The sequence below is a fragment of the Sphingobacterium sp. InxBP1 genome, from assembly GCF_026191775.1.
Taxonomy (GTDB): Bacteria; Bacteroidota; Bacteroidia; order Sphingobacteriales; family Sphingobacteriaceae; genus Sphingobacterium; species Sphingobacterium thalpophilum.
Map to the genome: position 1 here is coordinate 58740 of NZ_JAINDX010000043.1, position 22132 is coordinate 80871.

Annotated in this window: 19 protein-coding genes; 7 read left to right on the top strand and 12 right to left on the bottom strand. The window is 44.2% G+C overall.

Annotation, left to right across the window (positions count from 1 at the left end):
- Positions 1–38 precede the first annotated feature (38 nt).
- Positions 39–773, bottom strand: a complete 735-nt coding sequence (locus tag K7A41_RS09750; protein WP_028068337.1) for a GntR family transcriptional regulator — start codon at positions 771–773, stop codon at positions 39–41.
- Positions 774–867: 94 nt separating this feature from the next.
- Between K7A41_RS09750 and K7A41_RS09755 the strand changes: the two genes are divergently transcribed.
- The 4 genes from K7A41_RS09755 to K7A41_RS09770 all read left to right on the top strand — a co-directional run bounded on the left by K7A41_RS09755 (position 868) and on the right by K7A41_RS09770 (position 7975).
- Positions 868–2202: a sugar porter family MFS transporter gene (locus tag K7A41_RS09755; protein ID WP_265713583.1), complete on the top strand. Its 1335-nt coding sequence runs from the start codon at positions 868–870 to the stop codon at positions 2200–2202.
- A 48-nt stretch (positions 2203–2250) separates the two neighbouring features.
- On the top strand, positions 2251–3999 hold the full coding sequence (locus K7A41_RS09760; protein ID WP_265713584.1) for a class I mannose-6-phosphate isomerase: 1749 nt from the start codon (positions 2251–2253) through the stop codon (positions 3997–3999).
- Positions 4000–4030: 31 nt separating this feature from the next.
- Positions 4031–5326 (top strand): amylo-alpha-1,6-glucosidase, encoded by a 1296-nt coding sequence (locus K7A41_RS09765; protein ID WP_265713585.1) that lies wholly within the window; start codon positions 4031–4033, stop codon positions 5324–5326.
- A 237-nt stretch (positions 5327–5563) separates the two neighbouring features.
- Complete coding sequence (locus K7A41_RS09770) at positions 5564–7975, top strand: TonB-dependent receptor (protein WP_265713586.1); 2412 nt, start codon at positions 5564–5566, stop codon at positions 7973–7975.
- 187 nt (positions 7976–8162) lie between these two features.
- Here K7A41_RS09770 and K7A41_RS09775 read toward each other — a convergent pair whose 3' ends face one another.
- A complete protein-coding gene (locus tag K7A41_RS09775) occupies positions 8163–8798 on the bottom strand; it encodes an NAD(P)H-dependent oxidoreductase (RefSeq protein ID WP_028068343.1) in 636 nt (211 codons plus the stop codon).
- Between the two features lie 210 nt (positions 8799–9008).
- Between K7A41_RS09775 and map the strand changes: the two genes are divergently transcribed.
- Positions 9009–9773: a type I methionyl aminopeptidase gene (map, locus tag K7A41_RS09780; protein WP_265713588.1), complete on the top strand. Its 765-nt coding sequence runs from the start codon at positions 9009–9011 to the stop codon at positions 9771–9773.
- Positions 9774–9784: 11 nt separating this feature from the next.
- Here the strand turns inward: map and K7A41_RS09785 are convergent, their stop codons facing one another.
- The 6 genes from K7A41_RS09785 to K7A41_RS09810 form a co-directional block, all read right to left on the bottom strand.
- Entirely contained in the window at positions 9785–10030 is a 246-nt protein-coding gene (locus K7A41_RS09785) for a hypothetical protein (RefSeq protein WP_028068345.1), read from the bottom strand.
- Between the two features lie 19 nt (positions 10031–10049).
- Positions 10050–10325, bottom strand: coding sequence for a hypothetical protein (locus K7A41_RS09790; RefSeq protein WP_028068346.1), 276 nt, complete (start codon positions 10323–10325; stop codon positions 10050–10052).
- Between the two features lie 139 nt (positions 10326–10464).
- Positions 10465–11895, bottom strand: a complete 1431-nt coding sequence (locus K7A41_RS09795; RefSeq protein ID WP_265713589.1) for a TolC family protein — start codon at positions 11893–11895, stop codon at positions 10465–10467.
- 13 nt (positions 11896–11908) lie between these two features.
- On the bottom strand, positions 11909–15061 hold the full coding sequence (locus K7A41_RS09800; protein WP_028068348.1) for an efflux RND transporter permease subunit: 3153 nt from the start codon (positions 15059–15061) through the stop codon (positions 11909–11911).
- Positions 15062–15072: 11 nt separating this feature from the next.
- Positions 15073–16215 carry an efflux RND transporter periplasmic adaptor subunit gene (locus K7A41_RS09805; protein WP_028068349.1) on the bottom strand — a complete coding sequence of 381 codons (1143 nt, stop codon included), beginning with the start codon at positions 16213–16215 and terminating at the stop codon, positions 15073–15075.
- Positions 16216–16398: 183 nt separating this feature from the next.
- Complete coding sequence (locus K7A41_RS09810) at positions 16399–17298, bottom strand: AraC family transcriptional regulator (protein WP_265713590.1); 900 nt, start codon at positions 17296–17298, stop codon at positions 16399–16401.
- 428 nt (positions 17299–17726) lie between these two features.
- Here K7A41_RS09810 and K7A41_RS09815 point away from each other — a divergent pair, with 428 nt between their 5' ends.
- Positions 17727–18506 (top strand): alpha/beta fold hydrolase, encoded by a 780-nt coding sequence (locus tag K7A41_RS09815; RefSeq protein WP_265713591.1) that lies wholly within the window; start codon positions 17727–17729, stop codon positions 18504–18506.
- 59 nt (positions 18507–18565) lie between these two features.
- On the opposite strand, the gene K7A41_RS09820 is transcribed toward K7A41_RS09815, so the two are convergent.
- The 4 genes from K7A41_RS09820 to K7A41_RS09835 all read right to left on the bottom strand — a co-directional run bounded on the left by K7A41_RS09820 (position 18566) and on the right by K7A41_RS09835 (position 21480).
- A complete protein-coding gene (locus K7A41_RS09820; RefSeq protein WP_265713592.1) occupies positions 18566–19879 on the bottom strand; it encodes a cryptochrome/photolyase family protein in 1314 nt (437 codons plus the stop codon).
- A gap of 49 nt (positions 19880–19928) precedes the next feature.
- Complete coding sequence (locus tag K7A41_RS09825; protein ID WP_265713594.1) at positions 19929–20060, bottom strand: hypothetical protein; 132 nt, start codon at positions 20058–20060, stop codon at positions 19929–19931.
- Positions 20061–20420: 360 nt separating this feature from the next.
- Entirely contained in the window at positions 20421–20714 is a 294-nt protein-coding gene (locus K7A41_RS09830) for a hypothetical protein (protein WP_138097052.1), read from the bottom strand.
- Between the two features lie 178 nt (positions 20715–20892).
- The gene (locus tag K7A41_RS09835) at positions 20893–21480 is read right to left on the bottom strand and encodes a TetR/AcrR family transcriptional regulator (protein WP_265713595.1); all 588 of its coding nucleotides are present in this window, start codon (positions 21478–21480) and stop codon (positions 20893–20895) included.
- Between the two features lie 77 nt (positions 21481–21557).
- On the opposite strand from K7A41_RS09835, the gene K7A41_RS09840 reads away from it, so the two are divergent.
- Positions 21558–22121, top strand: coding sequence for a GNAT family N-acetyltransferase (locus tag K7A41_RS09840; protein ID WP_028068355.1), 564 nt, complete (start codon positions 21558–21560; stop codon positions 22119–22121).
- The last annotated feature ends 11 nt before the right edge of the window (positions 22122–22132 follow it).

Here is a 22132-nt window from a genome sequence, read left to right on the forward strand (position 1 = left end):
TAATGGTGCTCATGCTCTAAGATGGGCGATCCTGCCTTTCAGTAATCTCTTCGACTTTCCACCGTATAGGTAAAGCTTTCGGCTCGGTAAAAGCCCAGATTATATTCTATTGGTTTACCTGACTGATCATAAACAAATCGTTTACGGGATAGGATCGGATCCCCCATATTCACCTCTAGTTTATCGGCTATGAATTTATTTGCGGCAATAGCATCGATTTCTTCCTGAGAGAGATCTGCTACAACGTGGTAATCGGATTCTAGTATTTCATATAATGGGCGCTTAAAGTCTTCGTCTCCGGTCAGGCCAATCCGGGGATGAAAATAAGAGATAAAATATACAAATGGATCATCTTTCTTGCCTCTTAACCGCTCTAGTTTCAGTAATTTCTGATTTTCATCAACATTAAAAAATTTACTGATGATTTTATCAGGTACGACCCAGCTTACATGAAGTTCAAAATTTTTGACTTCTAAACCTCGATTCTTCATTTCTTGGGAAAAACTCAGCCAATTTTTCGACTTCGAGCTAAATTTAGAGTTGGCAACCTTCGTACCAATGCCTTTCTTTCGGATCAGAAGTTCTTCGTAAACGAGTTTGTTGATCGCCAAACGCAGCGTCGAACGGGAAATGGCCAAACGTTTGGCCAGCTCTATTTCATTGGGCAATAACTTTCCTTCAATATATTCCGGTTGTTTTATCAACTCCCGCAATAGATTCTCTGCTTGAACATGCAATGGAACGGGACTTTTATGGTCTATTTTTAAATTCATGATATCATCTTGCTCAGGCTAAATTAAGATTTTTTGCATAATTAAAAAAATAGACATATGTTTGTATGTATATACATACAATTATAAACTGGTTATGTCGAAAAACTTACTCACCATTTTATGCATCGTCTCTCTTGGAGGGCTTCTTTTTGGCTTCGATATGGCCGTGATCGCCGGAGCCCTGCCTTTGGTTAAGCCATTTTTCGCATTATCTCCGGCACAGGAAGGTATCTTTGTGAGCTCTGCTCTGATAGGTTGTATTCTGGGCGTGCTCTTTACTGGTCCTTTTACAGACAAATACGGACGGAAGCAGCCCTTTATTATGGCATCGCTCCTCTTCTTGCTTTCCGCTATCGGTTGCGGATTCAGCCCAAATTATACGATACTTATTCTGTGCAGAGCCATTGGCGGTCTGGGCGTCGGAATTGCCTCTATCGTTGTACCGCTTTACCTGGCCGAGATTTCTCCCAGTAAATTCCGGGGCAGATCAGTCACCTGTTATCAACTGGCCATTACATTCGGGATTCTGCTTGCCTATATTAGCAATTATCTTATTCTTCAAAAGTATGGGCTGCCGCAACCAGAGCTCTGGCGTACCATGTTCTTAGTTGGAGCAGTACCAGCGATTCTGCTGTGTCTTGGCGTCTATTTTATTCCGGAAAGCCCGCGCTGGCTCGCTAAAAATGGACGGATAGCCGAAGTCGCTCTGATTAGCGCCAAGCTTGGACTATCCGATTTTCAGAAAGCGACTAGTCCTGCCAAAGGCAGCATCAAAGATCTTTTTTCACCTATATACCGTCGCGCTTTTCTGCTCGGGTTGTTTCTACCCCTATTTTCTCAGTTTAGCGGCATTAACGCCATCGTGTACTACGGGCCAAGCATCCTACTCGAATCGGGTATTTCGCTGGATAGCTCTTACCATGCACAGTTGTTTTTTGGCGCCGCAAACGTGCTCTTTACCTGTTTCGCGCTTTGGAAAGTCGACAACTGGGGCAGAAGATTATTGTATATAGTGGGAACATCAGGTGCGGCCTTGAGTTTGCTTTTGACAGGATACCTCTTCGGTCAGCAACAGCAGGCAAGCTCCATTGCCCTGGTTTCTTCTATCCTACTGTTCTTATTTTTCTTTGCCTTCTCCATCGGCCCACTAAAATTTGTCGTCGCAGCAGAAATATTTCCCAATGCCATCCGTGCACGGGCAATGGGAATCAGCATCATGGTCATGTGGGTTTCCGATGCAATCGTGGGGCAGCTGACCCCCATATTGCTGGCCACCTGGGGAGCCCAGTATACGTTCTGGCTTTTTGCTTCGTGCTGTGCTATTGCCTTTGTCGTTGTACTGACTTATCTGCCCGAGACAAAAGGCAAACCTTTAGAGGAAATTGAAAAATATTGGATCGAAAAATCAGAAACAAACGCTAAAGCGTAAACCTATACAAGCAAGTAATCAATTTTTATACGCAACAAATAACATGTTATGTTTTCCAATATCAAAACGACATCTTTTCAATACGACATCCAGCCAACATTCCCTGTTCAGGGCAGATTATCGAACTCTTATGCTGAACTTGTTGATCACCTTCTTGAACATGATATACGTCACATTGACGGTTTTATCGGCGTAAACTGGACAATCCTCATACAACGCATCCAGCAGGAATTCGCAAACCGTGGACTACCTGTCCAATTTATAGCTATGGAAAGCGCCTTCCTGCCTGAATCCGTCATTCAACAAAAAGTGGGCCCTTATCTTGGTGGTAACGATCCTTTATTTGGCAAAAAAGCCACCTTAACACTTTCCGAATATTTCGATATAGCGAAGATGGAAGTTTTACAGAAAACCTTTAGGGAAGCGATGGAAGATGAATATATCTTTTTTTATGGTGTAGGCGCAGCCCTGCTCAATGGTGCTGACAAAGTGATGTATATCGATCTACCCAAAAATGTACTGATCCAACACATGCGCTCAGGGCGCGCATGGAATCTGGCCTGCTCGCCGGATGCTAACCAAAAGGAAATTTATAAACGCTACTATTTTGTCGACTGGGAAATACTCAATCGCCATAAAAGGGCTATAATGCCACGCGTCGCCATCATGGCAGATCAACAGTCGCCGGATGATCTGCCTTGGATTACGGGCTCCGATTTAAGGGCAACGTTAAACCTGATGTCCGAAAACTACTTTCGCGTACGACCGACCTTCGAACCCGGCGTCTGGGGTGGGCAATGGATGAAACAACATCTGACCGGCATTGACCAGAGTGCAAAAAATTATGCCTGGTCTTTCGAAATGATTGTACCCGAAAACGGTATCTTGCTTGAAAATAACGGATTGGTACTGGAGATCTCCTTTGATCAATTGATGTTTCAGGAATGCTTCAATGTATTGGGTAAAGCCCAAGCGCGCTTTGATGTTGAATTCCCCATCAGATTCAACTTTTTAGATACATTTGACGGAGGCAATTTATCTATTCAGTGCCATCCCAGCCCTGATTATGCAAAAACTGAATTTGGGGAAAACTTCACTCAAGATGAATCTTATTATATCGTCGATACAAAAGACAATGCTCAGGTATATCTGGGATTTCAGGCAGACATAGATGCCGACGATTTTCGCGACGCTCTTGAGCAAAGCTTCCATTCAGGCAAACCCATAGCAATTGATAAATACGTTCAAAAGTTTAAAGCTCAAAAACACCAACTGTATTTGATTCCGCATGGCACTGTACACTCATCGGGTAAAGACAATCTGGTTCTGGAAATCAGTGCCACACCCTATAATTATACGTTCAAGATGTATGATTGGCTTCGCCCCGATTTGGACGGCAAGCCTCGGCCATTGAATATTGATCGCGCTTTTGCCAACCTCAACTTTAGCCGCAAAGGCCGGGTTGTCAGAGACAGTCTGCTTTCCCGGCCACAACCTTATGACCTGGATGAACAGTCAAAAAAAATCCATCTTCCGACACACGAGGATCATTTTTATGATGTACTCAGATATGAATTTACACAAGGCGTCCGCATCGAAACACAAGGTCAATGCCATATTATGATGCTCGTTGAAGGTGAAGCTATAGAGCTGATCACCGCTGGTGGAATGAAAAAGATCTTTCACTATGCGGAGACATTTGCTGTGCCCGCAGCAGCCGGCTTCTATTCCCTGTGTAACCTGGGAAAAGGCACTGCCAAAGTAATACAGGCTTTTGTCAAAGACAGCAAATGTTAAATCCAATATATAGACCTAATTAAATAGCACTATGAGAAATTTATTTTTCGCCTTGGCCTCATCCTGTATATTTCTGTCCTGCAATAATGGTGGCAGTAAGACCGCAGGCAATACTATTACAGAGAGCATTCGTCAAGACAGCAGCTTTCAGCTCGTAAAAGATATGGCGAGCAATGTGATCAAGTCTGGATTCAATGCCGGAGACGGCTATGGCGAAGTTTGGATCAGAGACTACAACACGTTTATCAACCTCGCAGTACAGGTACATCCGCATGAACAGCTAAAAGAGCAATTGGCCATATTCTTCAAACTTCAGGGCGAAGATGGCAATATCGCCGACGGATTCGTCAAAAAATCGACTTTGAAAAACGGCACATCGGATTACTATACGATTACCAGTACCTTGGCTCCAGAATATGCCGGCCACAAAAACACCGTTGAAACCGATCAGGAGACTTCGCTGATTCAAGCAGTACACAAATATGTGACAGCGACCAAAGACAGTTCGTTTCTCACACACAAGATAGGCAGGACAACTGTTAAGGACCGAATGGAAAAAGCATTGCAATTTCTGATGGACAAACGCTATAATAGCACCTATGGGCTGCTGTGGGGCGCAACAACAGTCGATTGGGGGGATGTACAGCCCGAACACGACTGGGGCGTCCACCTCGACGAAAATTCACACATTGCTTTGGATATCTATGACAATGCCATGTTTTTGACAGCACTCGACAACTATATGGAACTTGTCCCTGAGAAAAAAGAAAAATGGGCCCGCATCAGGGAGACGATTGCCAGCAATACCATGAAACATCTTTGGGATGACAAAAACCAAAAGTTTATTCCGCACATTTATATCGCTGGCTCTCCATTCCCCAAAGACTTTGACGAAAATAAAATCTATTATCACGGCGGCACAGCTGTGGCCATTGAAGCCAACCTGTTGAGCAAAGCACAGATCAAAACGTCCTTGGACAAAATGATCAAAAATGTAAAGGATGCAGGCGCCGCTACAATTGGTTTGACGATATACCCCACCTATCCTGCCGGTTTCTTTAAAAACAAAGGCATGTATCCCTATGGCTATCAAAACGGGGGCGACTGGACCTGGTTTGGAGGGCGAATGATCCAACAACTGGTCAAAAATGGTTTTCAGCGAGAAGCGTATGAACAGATCAAACCAATGTTGGCACGCGTGATAAAAAACAAAGGTTTTTACGAATGGTATACCAAAGATAACCAGCCTGAAGGCTCAGGAACATTTCGGGGCGAGGCCGGCGTACTTTATGATGCCATCATCTTATTGGAAAATACTACCGAATAACAACCCACTGCCAGGTCCAATCAACAAGCCGTCTACTTTACTTTTGGCGGCGGCTTGTATATAGCCGATAACCAACGTAAAACTTCCGTTGGCATCTCTCTTTGTCTCCAATATAGCTCGTCCGGATGCTACGTCCCCTTCCTCGATTATAAAATAATCCAAATATTACTTTGAAAAATATCCAGGGAACAATACCTTTGCGTTGTTTATAATTAATCTAATTAAGACTACTGTCAAATGAATAAATTTATCATCTACCTTTTCTTGTTCATTCCGGCCTCTCTCCTCGCCCAAGTGCAGCACTCAGCGGAAGTTTACGGTAAAATTTTCTCTTCAGACGGCAAACCCATTACAGGAATAACCGTTAAATTGCTCCCGCAGGATATCACAGTGATCACCAAATCCAATGGCTCATTTCAGTTCAAATCATTGCAGGCCGGTGCGGCGCGACTTGAAATATCAGCTGTCGGGTTACAGCCTGTGGTAAGGGATATCCAAATCGAAGCCAGCAAAAATAGAATTGCGGATATCTACCTCAATGAAGATCAGACTACATTAGAAGAAATCGTTATCAACGGCAACGGCGTCAACAAGTATACACGCAAACAGAGTCTTTATGTTTCAAAAATGCCGCTCAATAACCTCGAAAATTCACAATCTTACACGGTTATCACTAAAGAGCTGTTAAAAAGTCAGCTTAATACGAACTACGACGATGCGCTCGCTAATGTTTCAGGGGTTGACAAACTGTGGGCCTCAACTGGAAGGCCTGGAGATGGCGTCTCTTATTATACTTTACGAGGATTTAGTACGCAGGCTGCAATGGTCAATGGCGTTGTCGGCATCGCCAGCACAAGCCCCGATCCTGCCAACCTCGAAACCATTGAGGTAATCAAAGGCCCCTCGGGAACGCTATATGGTGGCGCTGCAGTAGGTTTTGGAGGCTTAATCAACAACATCACGAAAAAGCCGCTTGACACCGTCGGAGGCCGGCTCAATTACTTGTTCGGCAGCTACGCGCAGCATCGCTTTACCGCGGATATATACGGCCCGCTGACGACCAACAAAAAACTCTTGGGACGCATCAATACTGCATTCTCCAATGTAGGAAACTACCAGGATGCAGGATTCAACAGATCTATTTTCGTAGCACCATCCATCCTTTTCAGAGCCAACGAAAGACTTGATATCCAATTGGATGCCGAACTGTTTCAGAATAAAGCCACCAATCCGTTAATGGTATTTTTAAACCGCTCGAGACAATTATTTGCCCGAACGCCTGATGAATTGTCGTTCGATTTCAACAAGTCTTATACCAATAATGACGTGACCTTCAAAAACCCGACTACAAACATTCGGGGCAATGCAACGTATCGATTCAACGAGCAGTGGACATCGACGACAACAGTTAACTACAATCGACGTAAGGCCGATGGTTATTTCCAATATGTCATGTACCTGCAGCCAAGCAATGATACTTTGATTAACCGATATGTGGCAGACCAGAATTATACAGCCAGTAATTTCAATGCGCAACAGAATTTTGTTGGTGATTTTCATATCGGAGATCTCCGAAACAGATTGCTCGTGGGTGTTGATTATCTTTTCCAGCAGGCAGAGAGTCACAACTCACCATACATTCTGTTTGATCAGCTCAACACATCCTTTGATGATCCGAGATATTCGAGATTCAATGCCGCAAACATCGACGCTGCCATTGCCGCTTCCACAGGTGCCAAAACAAACAACAGAAGCCGTAACCAAGTTGTAGGAGCTTATGTGTCCGATGTATTGGACCTGATGCCGCAATTGCATCTGAACCTGGCCTTGCGAATGGACTATTTCGACAATCGAGGAACTTATAATTTTGATCAGAACACCACAACTGGAGCTTATCATCAGACCGCATTTTCCCCCCGTGCAGGTGTAGTATACGAATTGCTCAAGGACAAAGTTTCTTTCTTTGCCAATTATCAGAATGGCTTCAAAAATGTAGCGCCTGTAGTTCAGCCACATCCGGACATTTCCGGAGATTTCAAGCCTCAACAGGCATCACAATGGGAAGCAGGGGTGAAATTAAGCCTCCTCAACGACAAGCTTGGCCTGACAGCGAGCTATTACGATATTACAGTTGATAATATGCTTCGTACAGAAACCCAGATCATTGATGGCGAATCTTACAATATCACTGTACAAGATGGGACCAGACTGAGCCGCGGAATAGATTTCGACCTGACCGCCGCTCCCATAGAAGGAATGAATCTGATTTTTAGTTATAGTTTCAACAACAGCAAGACCACAAAGGCTGCAGAAAGCGTCAATAACTTACGGCCTACGGAAGCGGGGCCGAAACACCTTTCAAACGTGTGGGCCAATTATACAGTTCAAAGAGGGGCGCTGAAAGGATTTGGAATAGGTGCTGGCCTAAACTACGCTAGTAAAAACCTGATTACAAACAGCGTACCTACGGGTGTATTTACGCTACCTGCTTACTTACTCGTAAATACAAGTCTCTCCTATCGTTATAAACAGGTAGAGTTCGCCATAAAAGGCAATAACCTGACGAACCAGACTTACTTTAAAGGCTGGACGACCGTCAACCCGCAGATGCCCAGAAATATTCTTGGCAGTATCGCCTATCAGTTCTAATAACACATGCAGAATTTATAGGGACAGCTCAGACAAATGGAGCTGTCCCTATTTTCTTTTCATTTTGCACAGAGCTTCTGTTACAATCCCGTTTCTGAAATACATTCTGCAGCTGGAATTCGTTGATTCTCATCTATCAACAAGAAGATGGTATCAGCCCAGCATATTTACATTGTTATTGAGACCATTAAGGCAATTCAATCAGGAACTCATGTTTCGGCAATCTGAATTTTTTCAGTTTCAACAGCCAGTCTTCCTCGGCCTGACGATACCCCAAAGGTAAAAGAACAACACTTTTTAAGCCTATCGTGTCCAACCCCAAAAAATGGTCTAATTCAGCATTCGAAAACCCTTCCATGGGCGTAGCGTCTATTTTCAGTTCAGCTGCCTGAGCAATGGCCATTCCAAAGGAAATATAAGCTTGCTTAGCCGCATGTGCAGCCTGCTGCTCTTCCGTAAGCGCCGCAAACATCGCCTTTAGCCTATTCTTATAGTCATCGGTCGTGTCCAGCGGAAGTCCCCTGTAGGCATTCATCTGATCAAACGTCGTATCTATCCGCTCATCGGTATATTTATCCCATGCAGCAAATACCAAAAGATGCGAGCTTTCAGCAATATTCTGCTGCCCCCAGGCGATCGGTACAATCTGTTCCTTTAACTGCTGATCGGTGATCAGTATCACACGAAAAGGCTGTAATCCCGAAGAACTCGGAGCCATACGCGCTGCTTCAATAATCTTATCTACGTCCTTTTGGTCTACCTTTTTGGTCGGATCGTACTTTTTGGTCGCATAGCGCCATTCTAATGTTTCAAGTAGTGCCATATCTATAATTTACATGCGTTTGCTATATCCTCCGTGCTTAATGTCCGCCGCTAGGACATAGTAGTTTGTTCCCCTCTCTGCAGTAAGCTTAGGGCAGTTAAATATAACAAAATATCAATGTCTAAACATCAATATCGATCGTCTTTTCCATTTTTGTGCAGATTATCTATTTTTTTTAGATCTTTGTTTAATATTAATGAGTAAAAAACGATGTCCATTACCAACGAAAACGAACTGACTGGGATGCAAAAGGCAAGTCAAGCTGTTGCAACAACGTTAAAAGCTATGTGTGATTATGCTAAGGTGGGTATGTCAACCAAAGAACTGGATGAATATGGCGCCTCGATATTGGCGGAGTTTGGTGCAAGATCTGCTCCTGCCCTCACATACAATTTTCCGGGATGGACCTGTATCAGCGTGGACAACGAATTCTGTCATGGCATACCGAAACAAGAACGCCTGTTGGCAGAAGGCGATCTCATTAATATCGATGTATCGGCCGAACTTAACGGATTTTGGGCTGATAATGGGGCTTCTTTTGTCCTGGGACGCGATATTCACCAGCACCAAAAATTAGTACATGCATCAAAAGAAATATTACAAAAAGCCATCAAAAACATTCGCGGTGGTGTCAAAATCGCAGATATTGGACAGCTGATGGAAAGCGAGGCCAAAAAAAGAGGGTATAAAGTCATAAAAAACCTTGGCGGCCACGGCATCGGAAGAAGCCTTCACGAAGATCCGGATGAGCTGCTCAATTATAAAAATAGATTTGACCAAAGGCGATTTCGAAAAAATACAATAGTAGCTATTGAAACTTTTATTTCAACTGCCTCCACTTATGCGACAGAACTAAATGATGGGTGGACGATGGTGGGTGACAAAGGTGGCTACATGGCACAGCATGAACATACGATCATGATTACCGATGGAGCCCCCCTTATCTTAACAGCGGAGAATGGCATCTTCGATTAAGAAGTAGCTTTTCATTCGCCAACCTTGTTTTCCATCAAATCGATAAGCTTTATTTTTAACTGCTTTTGTTCGACAAGCCGCAGCACCAGTTCATCAATCCTTTTGCTCGACTGTACCGCCATTGTGAATAATTTGTCATTCAGGTCGAATGAGATTGATATCACTCCCGGTACCAGTAAAAAAATATAGGTTTCAAGTTCCTTTCTTCGCGAAAGAACGGCTTTGCCTACCGCAAATAGTTGTACATAACGAATCATAACTGACAAAAAATATAGACTATAAACCTGATTGTTCACTTGCTCCATAGCATTTGACAACAACCTTGTACTGAAATTGCTTATAGCTGAGAAACAGTCCCTCCAACCCTTCCAGCCGTCGTAATATCTTCACCTTTCGTCTCCGGCTTTCAAGTATCTGAGCCAGATGGTCGGCAAAATCCAGATCTGCATCAATAAGGATAAATTGGTCCGCCCTGCCTTCGGACACCATCTCCTCGGTCTCTTTGCGATTGAAACTCGGGTTGATCATAATCATTGTATTTACTACTTTCATGTCGACCGTAATTTGGGACACTCTGGGTGGAGGCAGCGTGTCACATCTACGACAAACCATCCGCCCCAATGCCTGTTTTTGAAAAAATGCCCGTTCCACTGTGGGAACGGGGGTTATTCGCCCTTAAAAAATAAAACGATTAGAGCCATCCTCCACCAAGGGCACGATAGAGTGATGTTATAGCATGTATTTTCTGAGACTTTATCGCTGCTTGGTCGAGCTCCGCTTGTAGTTTGTTGGCCTGCGCCACAAGTACTTCCAGATAGCTTGCCTCATTGAATTTATAGAGCAGAAGCGCATGTTGGACCACTTTGATCGAACGTTCGACCTGTAGATCGGAAGTTTCCAGCTGCTCGTCCAGCTTATCCAGCTGAACCAGCGCATCTGAAACTTCACCAACTGCTTTTAACATTGTCTGCTTGAAATTTAGCTCTGCCTGATCTTTTATGATTCTAGACTGTTCAAGCTGCGTTTTTAACCGCCTTCCGTTCAAAATCGGTTGCACCAAAGTGCCTGTTGCTGCAGCAAATAAAGCTCCTGGGAAATTAAACCAGTTGCTCGCCTTGAATGCATTTAAGCCTCCTTGAGCCGTAATATTTAAACTGGGATACATGCTCGAACGGGCCACATGTATACTAGCCACGCTCCGCCGGATATCCAGCTCACAGCTGCGGAGATCGGGCCGGTAACTTAATAAGTTCGCTGGGATACCAGCAGATAGTCCGATCGGAAACTGCACCTTTTCCAACCTTGTAGTCCGCCGGATAGGCCCCGGCACTTCCCCAACCAAGATGCTAAGCGCATTTTCCTGTACCTGAATATTCGCTTCGATGACCGGTATCTGTTTGTTGATCTGATCACGCGCGACTTCCTGTTGCTGTGCCGACAGGATGTTCCCCAAGCCCAGTTCCACCTGCTTGTTCAAAATAAAAAATGTACTATCGGCCAGCCGTAGGTTGCTGCGCGTAATTTCCAATTGCCTATCTAATAACAGCAGGTTATAATAACCACGAACTACTTCCGCTACCAACCGTGTTTTTATTGCGCGGGCAGCCTCTTGTGTTTTAAGAAAGTCTGCAAGTGCCTCCTGTTTTTGCGCCCGCAGTTTACCCCAGATATCTGCCTCCCATGAAAGCTGGATGGAGGAGGTGTAATCCGTAGTATATTTCTGCCCCATAAACTGACTTGCCATCATTCCATTCATACTATTGTCTGATGGCCGATTGATGCTTGCATTAGCGAGGTTCGCATGAATGACCGGCACTTGAAGCCATTTCGCCTGCTGATAACCCTGCGCAGCAAACTCAATCTGCTTCAATGCAATCCTGAGATCATTATTCTTGGCCAGCGCGCTGTCCAGTAAGGCGACAAGCAACTCATCTTTAAAAAAATCACGATACGAGACCTTTGCAATACTACTGTCCACCTCGGCCACGCCAACCTGATTGCGGTAGTGTTCCAGCGGTTTAAGCTCCGTTTCTGCATATTGTGGTACACGGCATGCCTGCAGGGAAAACAGGATGGCAAGTACACCTAGATAACACCTGCTATTTTTTCTTATTTGTCTCATTGTCCAATATTCTTTATAGTTCATACTCCCACTCGGTTTCATCGCATTTTTGTCCATTTAGCTTTTCATGAAAATATTGGAATACGACAAAGAGTACCGGTGTCAAAAATACCCCTAATATCGTTCCTACGAGCATGCCGAATATAGCCGCATAGCCAATGGAATGGTTGCCCATCGCCGAAGGACCGACGACAAAAACAAGTGGAACAATGCCGGTAATAAATGCCAGCGAAGTCATTAAAATAGGCCGCAACCTGGCCTTTGCTCCTTCTACGGCAGCGGCAATCAAGCTTTTTCCTGCTTTCCGTCGCTGGCTGGCAAATTCGACGATAAGGATACCATTTTTAGCCAATAGACCAATGAGCATGACCATAGCAATCTGTACATAGATATTATTGGCTATTCCGGCCATGCCGATCCCCATAAACACCCCCGAAAGACCCATCGGAATCGAAAGCAGAACAGCAAAAGGTAAAATGTAGCTTTCGTATTGAGCAGAAAGCAAAAAATACACAAAAACAATACAGAGCACAAAAATGAGAGTTGTCTGCGATGTTGCCATACTTTCTTCCCGGCTCATTCCTTTATAATCAAAGGTATAGCCAGGAGGAAGAACCTGTCCCGCAACCTCCTGAATCGCAGACATCGCCTGCCCTGTGCTGTACCCCGGAGCAGGCATAACAGTGAGATTGGAAGCGTTAAACAGATTAAAACGCTCAACCACCTCAGGTCCTGTAACCGGCTGTATGCTGACGAGGCTGCTGATCGGTATCATCTCCTGGCGACCATTCTTCACAAAGACGCCCTGCAGCGACTGTTCGTTGGTCCGGTTCTCAGGACTGGCTTGTACCAGAACCCTGTAATACTTGCCGAACCGGTTAAAGTCCGATGCCTGAATGCTGCCATAGTAGCCCTGCATAACACCGAGAACCTCACTCACAGCTACGCCAAACTGCGCTGCTTTCGCCTCGTCTACTTTAACTTCATACTGCGGATAGGTGACATCGAATGTGGTGAAGGCCACTGCAATTTCTGGTCTCTGCATCAATGCTCCCATCATACCATAGGAAATGTTGCCCAATTTTTGCAGCTCAGCATTTGTTCTATCCTGCAACACCAGCTCCATACCACTCGAATTTCCAAATCCATCAACAGTTGGCGTGTTTAAAACCAAAAAATTAGCCCGTTTATCACTGGCAAGCATAGCTTGCAATTGCCCCATAATGATGGGAAGCTCACGGACCTCACCCCGGTCTTTTCCGGCTTTCAGACGGATAAAAAAGGTTCCTGCAGCAGAAGACATCGCACCCGTAAAAAGGCTTAAGCCATTTACCGCCATTACTTCGCGTACTGCTGGATGTGCCATCAGCTTGTTTTCTGTATCCGACATCAGTGAGGTGGTCCGGTCTTTAGAGGTACCGGCGGCGAGATTTGCCGTGATAATTATAAATGACTGATCCTCATCGGGAATAAATCCCTTGGGGGTATGCATACCATACCAGGCAAACAAACCACCAAAAAGGGCCAATAATGAAAATGCAATCCACTTGCGCTTGATCAACAACAATGTCGCCTTGCCGTACCGAAAGGTCAGCTTATCAAAAGCAGCATTGAAGCCAGCGAAAAAACGCTCTTTGAGATTCGATTTATAAGGGCTATGCTGGTGATCCTGATGTGGTTTTAACAATAATGCGCATAAAGCCGGACTTAAGGTAAGAGCATTCACGGCCGAGATCACAATGGCGATAGCTAGTGTCAGCGCAAATTGCTGATAGAATAGTCCAGTAGAACCCTCCATAAAAGCAACAGGAACAAAGACCGCCGACATGACCAGCGTAATTGAAACGATAGCTCCGGAAATTTCCCCCATCGCCGACATCGTCGCCGCTCTGGCATTTAACCTTCGGCGTTCCATCTTAGCATGTACGGCCTCCACCACAACTATAGCATCGTCCACGACGATACCGATCGCCAGTACGAGGGCAAAAAGTGTTAGGATATTAATCGAGAAACCAAATACCTTCATGAAGAAAAACGTTCCCACAATAGATACGGGTACGGCAATAGCGGGAATCAGTGTCGAACGGAAATCCTGCAAAAAGATAAATACCACGATAAACACCAAAATAAAAGCCTCGATCAGTGTCTTGATGACCTGATCAATGGACTGGTCCAGCGATTCCTTGGTAGCATAGGGAATTTTATATTCCATTGTGCCGGGAAAAGACCTGGCAAGTTCTTCCATCCGCTGCTGCAGCGCGATCTGTACCTCATTGGCATTGGAACCGCTCATTTGGAAAATTGCCATGGTAACTGCTGGCTTCTTGTTGTAACTTGAGACTACGGTATAGCTGTATGCTGCAAATTCCACTTTGGCGACATCCTTCAGCCGAAGTAGCGAACCATCATTCTGCGCCTTGATGACAATATTTTCATATTGCTGTGGCTCTGTAAACTTTCCCTTGTAGCGCATCACGTATTCTTTTACTTCTGCGCTCTGTTCTCCGAATCGGCCCGGAGCGACTTCGAGGTTCTGGGACTGGATAGCACGTGATACATCGTGGGGTGTCAGGTTGTAAACCGTTAACTTATTCGGATCCAACCACACGCGCATTGCGTAATCTTTGTTACCATATACCATGGCATCTCCGACCCCTTTGATTCGTTTGAGCTCGGGAACCACGTTGATTTTACTGTAGTTCTCTAAAAATAGATCGTCTAGTTCACCGTTCTTACTGGTCAACGTGACCATTGCGATCATGCTGTTCTGTCGTTTCAGCGTTGTGATACCGCTCTGGATAACTTCAGCAGGAAGCTGATTGGTCACCTGGGCAACGCGGTTCTGAACATTGATCGCAGCCTGGTCAGGGTCGGTTCCCAGCTTAAAGATCACTGTAATATTTAAGGTTCCATCATTGCTCGCCGTTGATGAGATATAGTCCATATTTTCGACCCCATTTATCGCATTTTCCAATGGCGGCGCAACAGATCTTGCGATGGTCTCGGCATTAGCTCCGGGATAAATCGCGGTCACCATCACGGTTGGAGGCGCAATATCGGGAAATTTGGTGATGGGCAGGCTGACCATGCCCACCAATCCAAGAATGACCAGCAGAACAGAGATAACAGTGGCCAACACTGGTCGTTTTATGATCGTTTTTAACATGAAATCAATACTTATTTTTGGTTGTTAATTTGCTTCTGTGCGGTTACTTCCATCCCCGGTTGCAGGCGTTCAAAGCCTTGGGCGATATAACGGTCGCCCTGCTTTAGACCGTCCCGCACAATAAAATGATCCCCAGACTTTCCCGAAACAGAAACAGGTATCTGTACCACTTTATTATCCTTGTCCACGCAATAAGCAAACACCTTGTCCTGATGTGAAACAGTAGACGCAATGGGCAACAAAGGAATGTCTTTAAGCTGCTGATGCATGACAATTTTGCCTGTATTTCCACTGCGAAGCTCCGACTTGGGATTGTCAAATCGTGCGCGGAAGGTAATGGAACCTGTACTTTTATTGAACTGCCCCTCGACCGCGTCGATATATCCTTTAATAGGATATTCTTCGCCATCCGCAAGCAATAGGCTCACCGGTGCTGCATTCCTTAGCTTTTCCGCAACAGTATTCCCGGCATGTTGCCGCTGAAACCGCACAAAATCAGCCTCGCTTAAACTAAAATAGGCGTATACCTGATGAATATCGGAGATAACGGTCATTGCTTCTTGATTGGCTGGAGACAGTAAACTTCCCAATCGGTATCTGAACCGACCAACATAGCCGTTAACGGGCGACTTGATTATCGAAAAATCCAGATTGATTTTGGCCGATGCAATTGCTGACCTAGCCTGCGCCACCGAAGCCTTGGCCGCCGCGTAGCGGGCTTGTGCTTCCTGTAACTGTATATCTGAAACAATTTTGTTGCTGACCAATGCTGTTTTCCTGTCCAATTCTATTTTCGCAGTCAATAAATTGGATTCGGCTGTTGCCAGCAGCGCTTTGGCATTGGTCAACTGTTCCTGAAAAATACGGTCTTCAATTTGGAATAACGCTTGTCCAGCCTGTACGTAATCCCCTTCGTCAACAAATATTCTTTGCAGATAACCTGTCACCTGTGGTCGTATTTCGATCGTAGAAACGCCTTCGATCGCACTGGCGTACTCATGCTGTACAGCCGCATTTCCTGTGGTCACGGTACCAAAAAGCACTTCCGCAGGTCCCTGCTGATAACCTTCTTGTTGCTTCCCCCGACAGCCGGAGAGCAGTGCCAAGGCGATAAACAGGTTTGTAGCTTTCTTTTTTATGGCATTTTGCTTCATATGGATTTTTGCTTATTGTTTTTATGTGTAGCAAAAGTCCAAAAAAACCGATGTGAGAACTCGGTACAAAGACGCTAAAATTTGTCCAAAAGACGCTAAAAAGAAAATCGCGCAGCTCCAGCTGGAAAAACTCCAGCCGTATAAACGCTATTGGATTCTGCATAGTCCGCATGACCAAATCGCTTAGAAAAAATCGTCCATTTTATAGTCGCTTGGCTTCCGATTGGTGTGTTTTTTAAAAAACTTGCTGAAGACCGTCTGGTCCGAAAAATTCAGGGTACAAGCGACCTGACTCACATTGCTGGCCGAACGCTTCAGCAGGATTTTCGCTTCGATCAGTAAAATTTGGTTAATAATCTCCTTTGGAGTACGCGACATTGCTTTTTTTACCACTTTCGTTAAATATTTTCTACTAACGTACAAACGGTCCGCGTAAAACTGTACGTCATGATGTGCCGCAAAGTGCTCACGTACCAACGCGAAGAAAGCACTGGTAATCTCTTCCTCACGTGGAGAAAAGTTGGTCTGCAGGCGAAGCTGTTTGGAATAGTTTTCAATATCATACATGAGCAACGAAAAGAAATGCCATATCATCTCGCTGCCATAGTAGACAATATTTTTTAAATCATTGAGACTGCCTAGCTCCTTCATATAGAAAGCAAGACGATGATAAAGCGCCGGCTCGTCGCGGATGATATATGATGGATGGCTCGAAAAATTCTTTAAGATCTCATTTGAACGGTAATTGAACCCAGCGTCAGACAACATATCGATGGAGAAAAAAATCTGCTTTTGTCTAACATCCGCAGAAAAGTAAATAACTTTAAAGATCTCCTGTGGGACACAGAAAAGAATATCCCCTTTCTGGAGCTGGTACTCATAGTCCCCCACCCGATAGTAAGAAGTACCTTCTTCGATTAATATGATTCCAAAAAAGGATGCGCGGTAGTAACAACCACGTTGGATATGCATGGTCTCCCCATTTACGTCAAGGACCATATATTCTTTGCTACGAAGCGGAAATAATGAATCGCCTATCATATCCTCCATAGTGAGGGAAATGACATAATCCCTTTTCTTCATCAGTATACATTTAGCTTAATATGATTATGAAATCGTCAAAAATAAAGGATACCAACAGGTTAAAAATCATAGAATCGTCTTCCTTTACAATTTGACATTAAACAAACGGAAGCAAAAGCAACGGCAAATAAACTTTACAAATGACCACCAAAATATTAGGGGGGCCTCTCTTCCGAGAAAACCCCCAAATAATATATCTTGTTGCGCCTGATCTTCAAGCAGCAAATTAGCCGCTGCGATGATACTACAAAGATACAACCGATACTCGAACAAAAAAGTGACCAAAATCATATGGACATAAAAATTGGAAAATTTACGGCACACACACATGTTTTACACCAAATAGATTAAAAAAGTCCCTTATAACAGCTAACTTAGTAGCCACAATCGCCTGTAAAGGTTATTACTGACTTAAATCATTTACGACATTGGGAGAACTTATTCATAGTAAAATATATGGAGCGGAAAATGGCGGCACCCCACTTCTCGTGCTGCATGGTCTCTTTGGCATGGCAGATAACTGGGGGTCTTTTGGCCGCAGTTTTGGCGAAAAAAGACAGGTACATCTATTGGATCTTCGCAACCATGGACGCAGCTTCCATAGCGATGATATGTCCATTGAGGTTATGGCAGAGGATCTCCTAAATTACATTCTGTCCATAGGTGCACAAAAAGTAGTCTTGCTGGGGCATTCACTGGGTGGTAAGATCGCCATGCAGTTTGCTTTTGATCATCCTGCCCAAGTAGAAAGATTAATTATTGCCGATATTGCGCCTAAAGCATATCCGCCGCATCACGGAGATATCTTCAACGCCTTATGCGCCGTGGATTTTAACAAGGTAGACAATAGAAAGGATGTCCAGGACAAACTGGAACAGTACCTTCAGGATCCAGGTGTCATTCAGTTCCTGCTCAAAAACGTCTACATAAAAGAAGACCGGACATTAGGCTGGCGGTTTAATTTGGATATTTTGCAAAAAAAATACGCCGATTTTATTACTGTCGGCATAAAGTCTGGTCTATTCCCCGGGCCTACTTTATTTCTCGCAGGAGAAAAGTCCCGCTATATTCTCCCCGAGGATAAAGACGACATCAAAAGACAGTTTCCAAATGTCAGATTCGAAACGGTACCGAATGCTGGTCATTGGGTGCAAGCAGAAAATCCACAGGCCTTCGATTCCTTTGTAGCAGATTTTCTGGCGAATTAACCAAGCCTTCCAGCCCCAGATGAATAAACGAACATTATGGGGCTGGACGAGACAGTGTCTTATGTATTGGTTTTTCCCAAAGCAGCAGCATACGCTTTTAGTGCACGGTCCCGTGCAAATGCGTGGTCGACCATGGCCCCCGGGTATCGACCCGACACGAGCTCGGGAATCCAGCGGGAGATATACACCCTATTTTTATCATATTTTTCTGCCTGAAGTATTGGATTAAAAACCCTAAAATAGGGTGCCGCATCACATCCGCTTCCTGCCGCCCACTGCCAGTTCCCGTTATTGGCGGCCAAATCATAATCGTTCAATTTTTCGGCAAAATAGGCTTCGCCCCAGCGCCAGTCAATCAACAGATGTTTGCAGAGGAAGCTGGCCGCTATCATCCGAACGCGGTTATGCATAAACCCCGTCTTGTTCAACTGTCGCATGCCTGCATCAACCAAGGGGTATCCGGTCTGTCCTTCGCACCATCGGTCAAATTCCTCCTCATGGTTACGCCATTGAATATCATCATATTTCTTTCTGAACGACTCCTTGACGACATGTGGATAATGATACATTATTTGCATAAAAAATTCACGCCAGATAAGCTCTGAAAGCCAAACTTCATTTTTTTCCAACGCAAAGGCCACACATTGACGGATACTGATCGTACCGAAGCGGAGTGCCATGCCCAAATTTGTCGTTGCCGACAATGCCGGAAAGTCTCTATATCTGTCGTAGTTCGCTATAATTTCAGCATCTAAACGCGGAAGACGAAATAGCAAATCCGTCTTTTTAAATCCCAGCTGCTCTAGGGGCATCAAAGGGATATGCTCCTGCTGAAGAAAATGACCCACTAGGCCAGATGACGGCTGATAAGTATGCCGTTCTAATTCTTCCCGCCATTTTTTGGCATAAGGCGTATAGATCGTATAGGGTGTACCGTCATTTTTCACAAGCTCGTTTCTATCAAAGATGACCTGATCTTTTACGCCTCTAAACGGAACACCGGAAGCTTTCAGGAACTCGAAAATTTCCCGGTCTCTTTGAATAGCCTCGGGTTCATAGTCGCGGTTACAATAGACTTCCTGCAGATCATAATGCGTCGCTAAGGTGCCAAACACGGTTAGCGGATCACCCCTGAAGACATTTAACCTGGCACCGTATTTTTGTAACTTTCGGTTGATGCCCTCCAGTGCCTGATGGATATAATCTACGCGCCGGTCGGTCTTACTGGCAAGCCGCTCCAAAATATTGGTGTCAAAAATAAAAATAGGCAACACAGGCAGCCCCGTGGCCAAGGCTCGCGACAACCCCTTATTGTCTTCCATACGGAGATCCCTCCGGAACCAAAACACAACAACTCTCGTAGCTTTTTCCATCAATTATACGCTCGCTCTGTGGCCAGCTCTCTTTCTGTTACTTAGTTTTTCAAATCTGCCTGTCAATGACAAAACGGTAGTTCATATCACTCTTCAACAACCGCGCGTAGGCCTGGCTGATATCCTGTATCTGCTTTGGTCTGTTTAGACCTGCTGTGGAAGCCACTGTCTCAAAGCGCATATTGAAAATGTCCTCATATCAAAAAAAGATAGATGAATTGTGTTAAACTATTTTATTGTCAAACTGGCTATTGTCCATCCGATTACAAGTTAGAATAACCTTTAACGACATAAAAAGTTTGCTACCACCCTATAAAATTCAAATATTAGACGACTTTTCGGTTTCGTTGCCATCCAATGGCTACATTACGACAAATGGCAACCCTACACGGCTAAGGTTAACAGCCGATAGCTTCATACGACTTCGACTTGAACCAATTGGAGTGCAAGGCCTCATTGCTGGTAGGTATTCAGGATTGAAAACGCCAAACGGTTATGATCCTGACAAAAAGTAAAAACTCACGTGCATCCAGCAACAGGGTTATTTCAAAATTTTAATCACCATTTGTTCCAACTGATCTACCCCAATACCTCTGACATTTAACTCGTTAATGTTGCGAGCAAGTAATACCTCTTTGCCTGCATTTTCCAGTGCAAGCGCCAACTCATCCAATCTCTCCACTTGGTCATGAATTAGAATATATCGTTCAACGGTTATTTCAAGCAAGTCAGAAGATAATGAATCGATAACTTCATCCGTATCCATCAGGACGAACAAGTCACGTGATGCACCATTCTCCCCGTTCATATAGCCAATTTTTACATTTTTTCCCATTATATTTCTTTTGCTTTTATGAGACGCATCATTTTTTTATCGAAAGAAATTGAATAATCTGAATAGCCGATTCATCATCTGGACAAATTTTGTATTTATGTCGAATATTCACGCAAAAAAAAACGCGATTTTCGTTTATATTGAAAAGAATTCCCTCTCCGAAACTCCGTTCATTCGGTCAGCACAAGCCTTTCACACAGATACTTGTTAACCAGGCGAGCCTTGTTTCGAAATCTGGAAACCGGTCAAAAAGGATAACTTCCTGTTCAAAACAACGAGACGTTGTGACAAGCATTTCCGAAAGAAACAAAACATCTTTTTTCTCTAAAGACTGAATCTCCTTTTTGCTTATCGCCACTTCGATCATTTCACGAACCAGAGCAATCTCTTCATCCAGCATATACCGTGTCTTAGAAAGCAGTAGTGCGGGATCAGATTTGAGGTCCTCAAACGCCAGATGGAAACGTTTAGTAATCAAATTGATCTGTCTCAGTTTCGCTCTTAGGAACCCCGTCAGGTTGTGCTCCAAAGAGGCGTTTCTATTATAACTCGCTTTCGCCATGGTAAATACCTCTCGGCATAAATACATCGCTATTGCATCGAAAACAGCCATCTTACTGTCAAAGTAATAGTACAATGTACTACGTCCCTTACCACATGCTTTTGAAATATCTTGCATCGAAACGCGCGTATAACCGTAAGTCTCGAAGACTTTCATCGATGAAAGAATAATTTCTTCCCGGATATTTTCTTGCTGCACTGTCATTACTCGACAAACATACAAAAAATGTCGAAAATTCATATATTTTTTCGACTTATTGCAAAAAAGATTAATTTCACACCATGATCGCAGATACTTTTCCTATTTTAACAACGAGCCGACTCTATTTACGTCAGATTCTGGATAGTGACGCTGAGTCGTTATTTGCTTATTTTTCAAAAGACGAGGTGACTGTATACTATGACTTACCTACGTTCGAGTCTATTGAAGAAGCGTATACACTGATCAGCAACTGGCAGCAAAATTTCGAAAAGGGGACAGCTATTCGATGGGCCATCTGCTTAAAGACCGATCCGCAACAACTGGTCGGTACCTGCGGCTTTCATAACTTTTCCGCCGAGCATTTTCGTGCAGAAATCGGCTATGAACTTCACCCTGATTTTTGGCAGCAAGGAATCATGACCGAAGCAATTTGTGCGATCATTTCTTTTGGATTTGATAACTGTAGACTGAATCGCATCGAAGCCTTTATTGATCCTGATAATCTCGCCTCCCGTAGGCTGCTGGAAAAAATGAACCTGACCTCCGAAGGAGTTCTGCGTGATTATTTCTTTGAAAAAGGACGTTTCGTCGATGGCGAAATCTTTGCCTTACTAAAGAAGAATTATGTTGAGCCAGTTTCCTGACCTGTCACTAT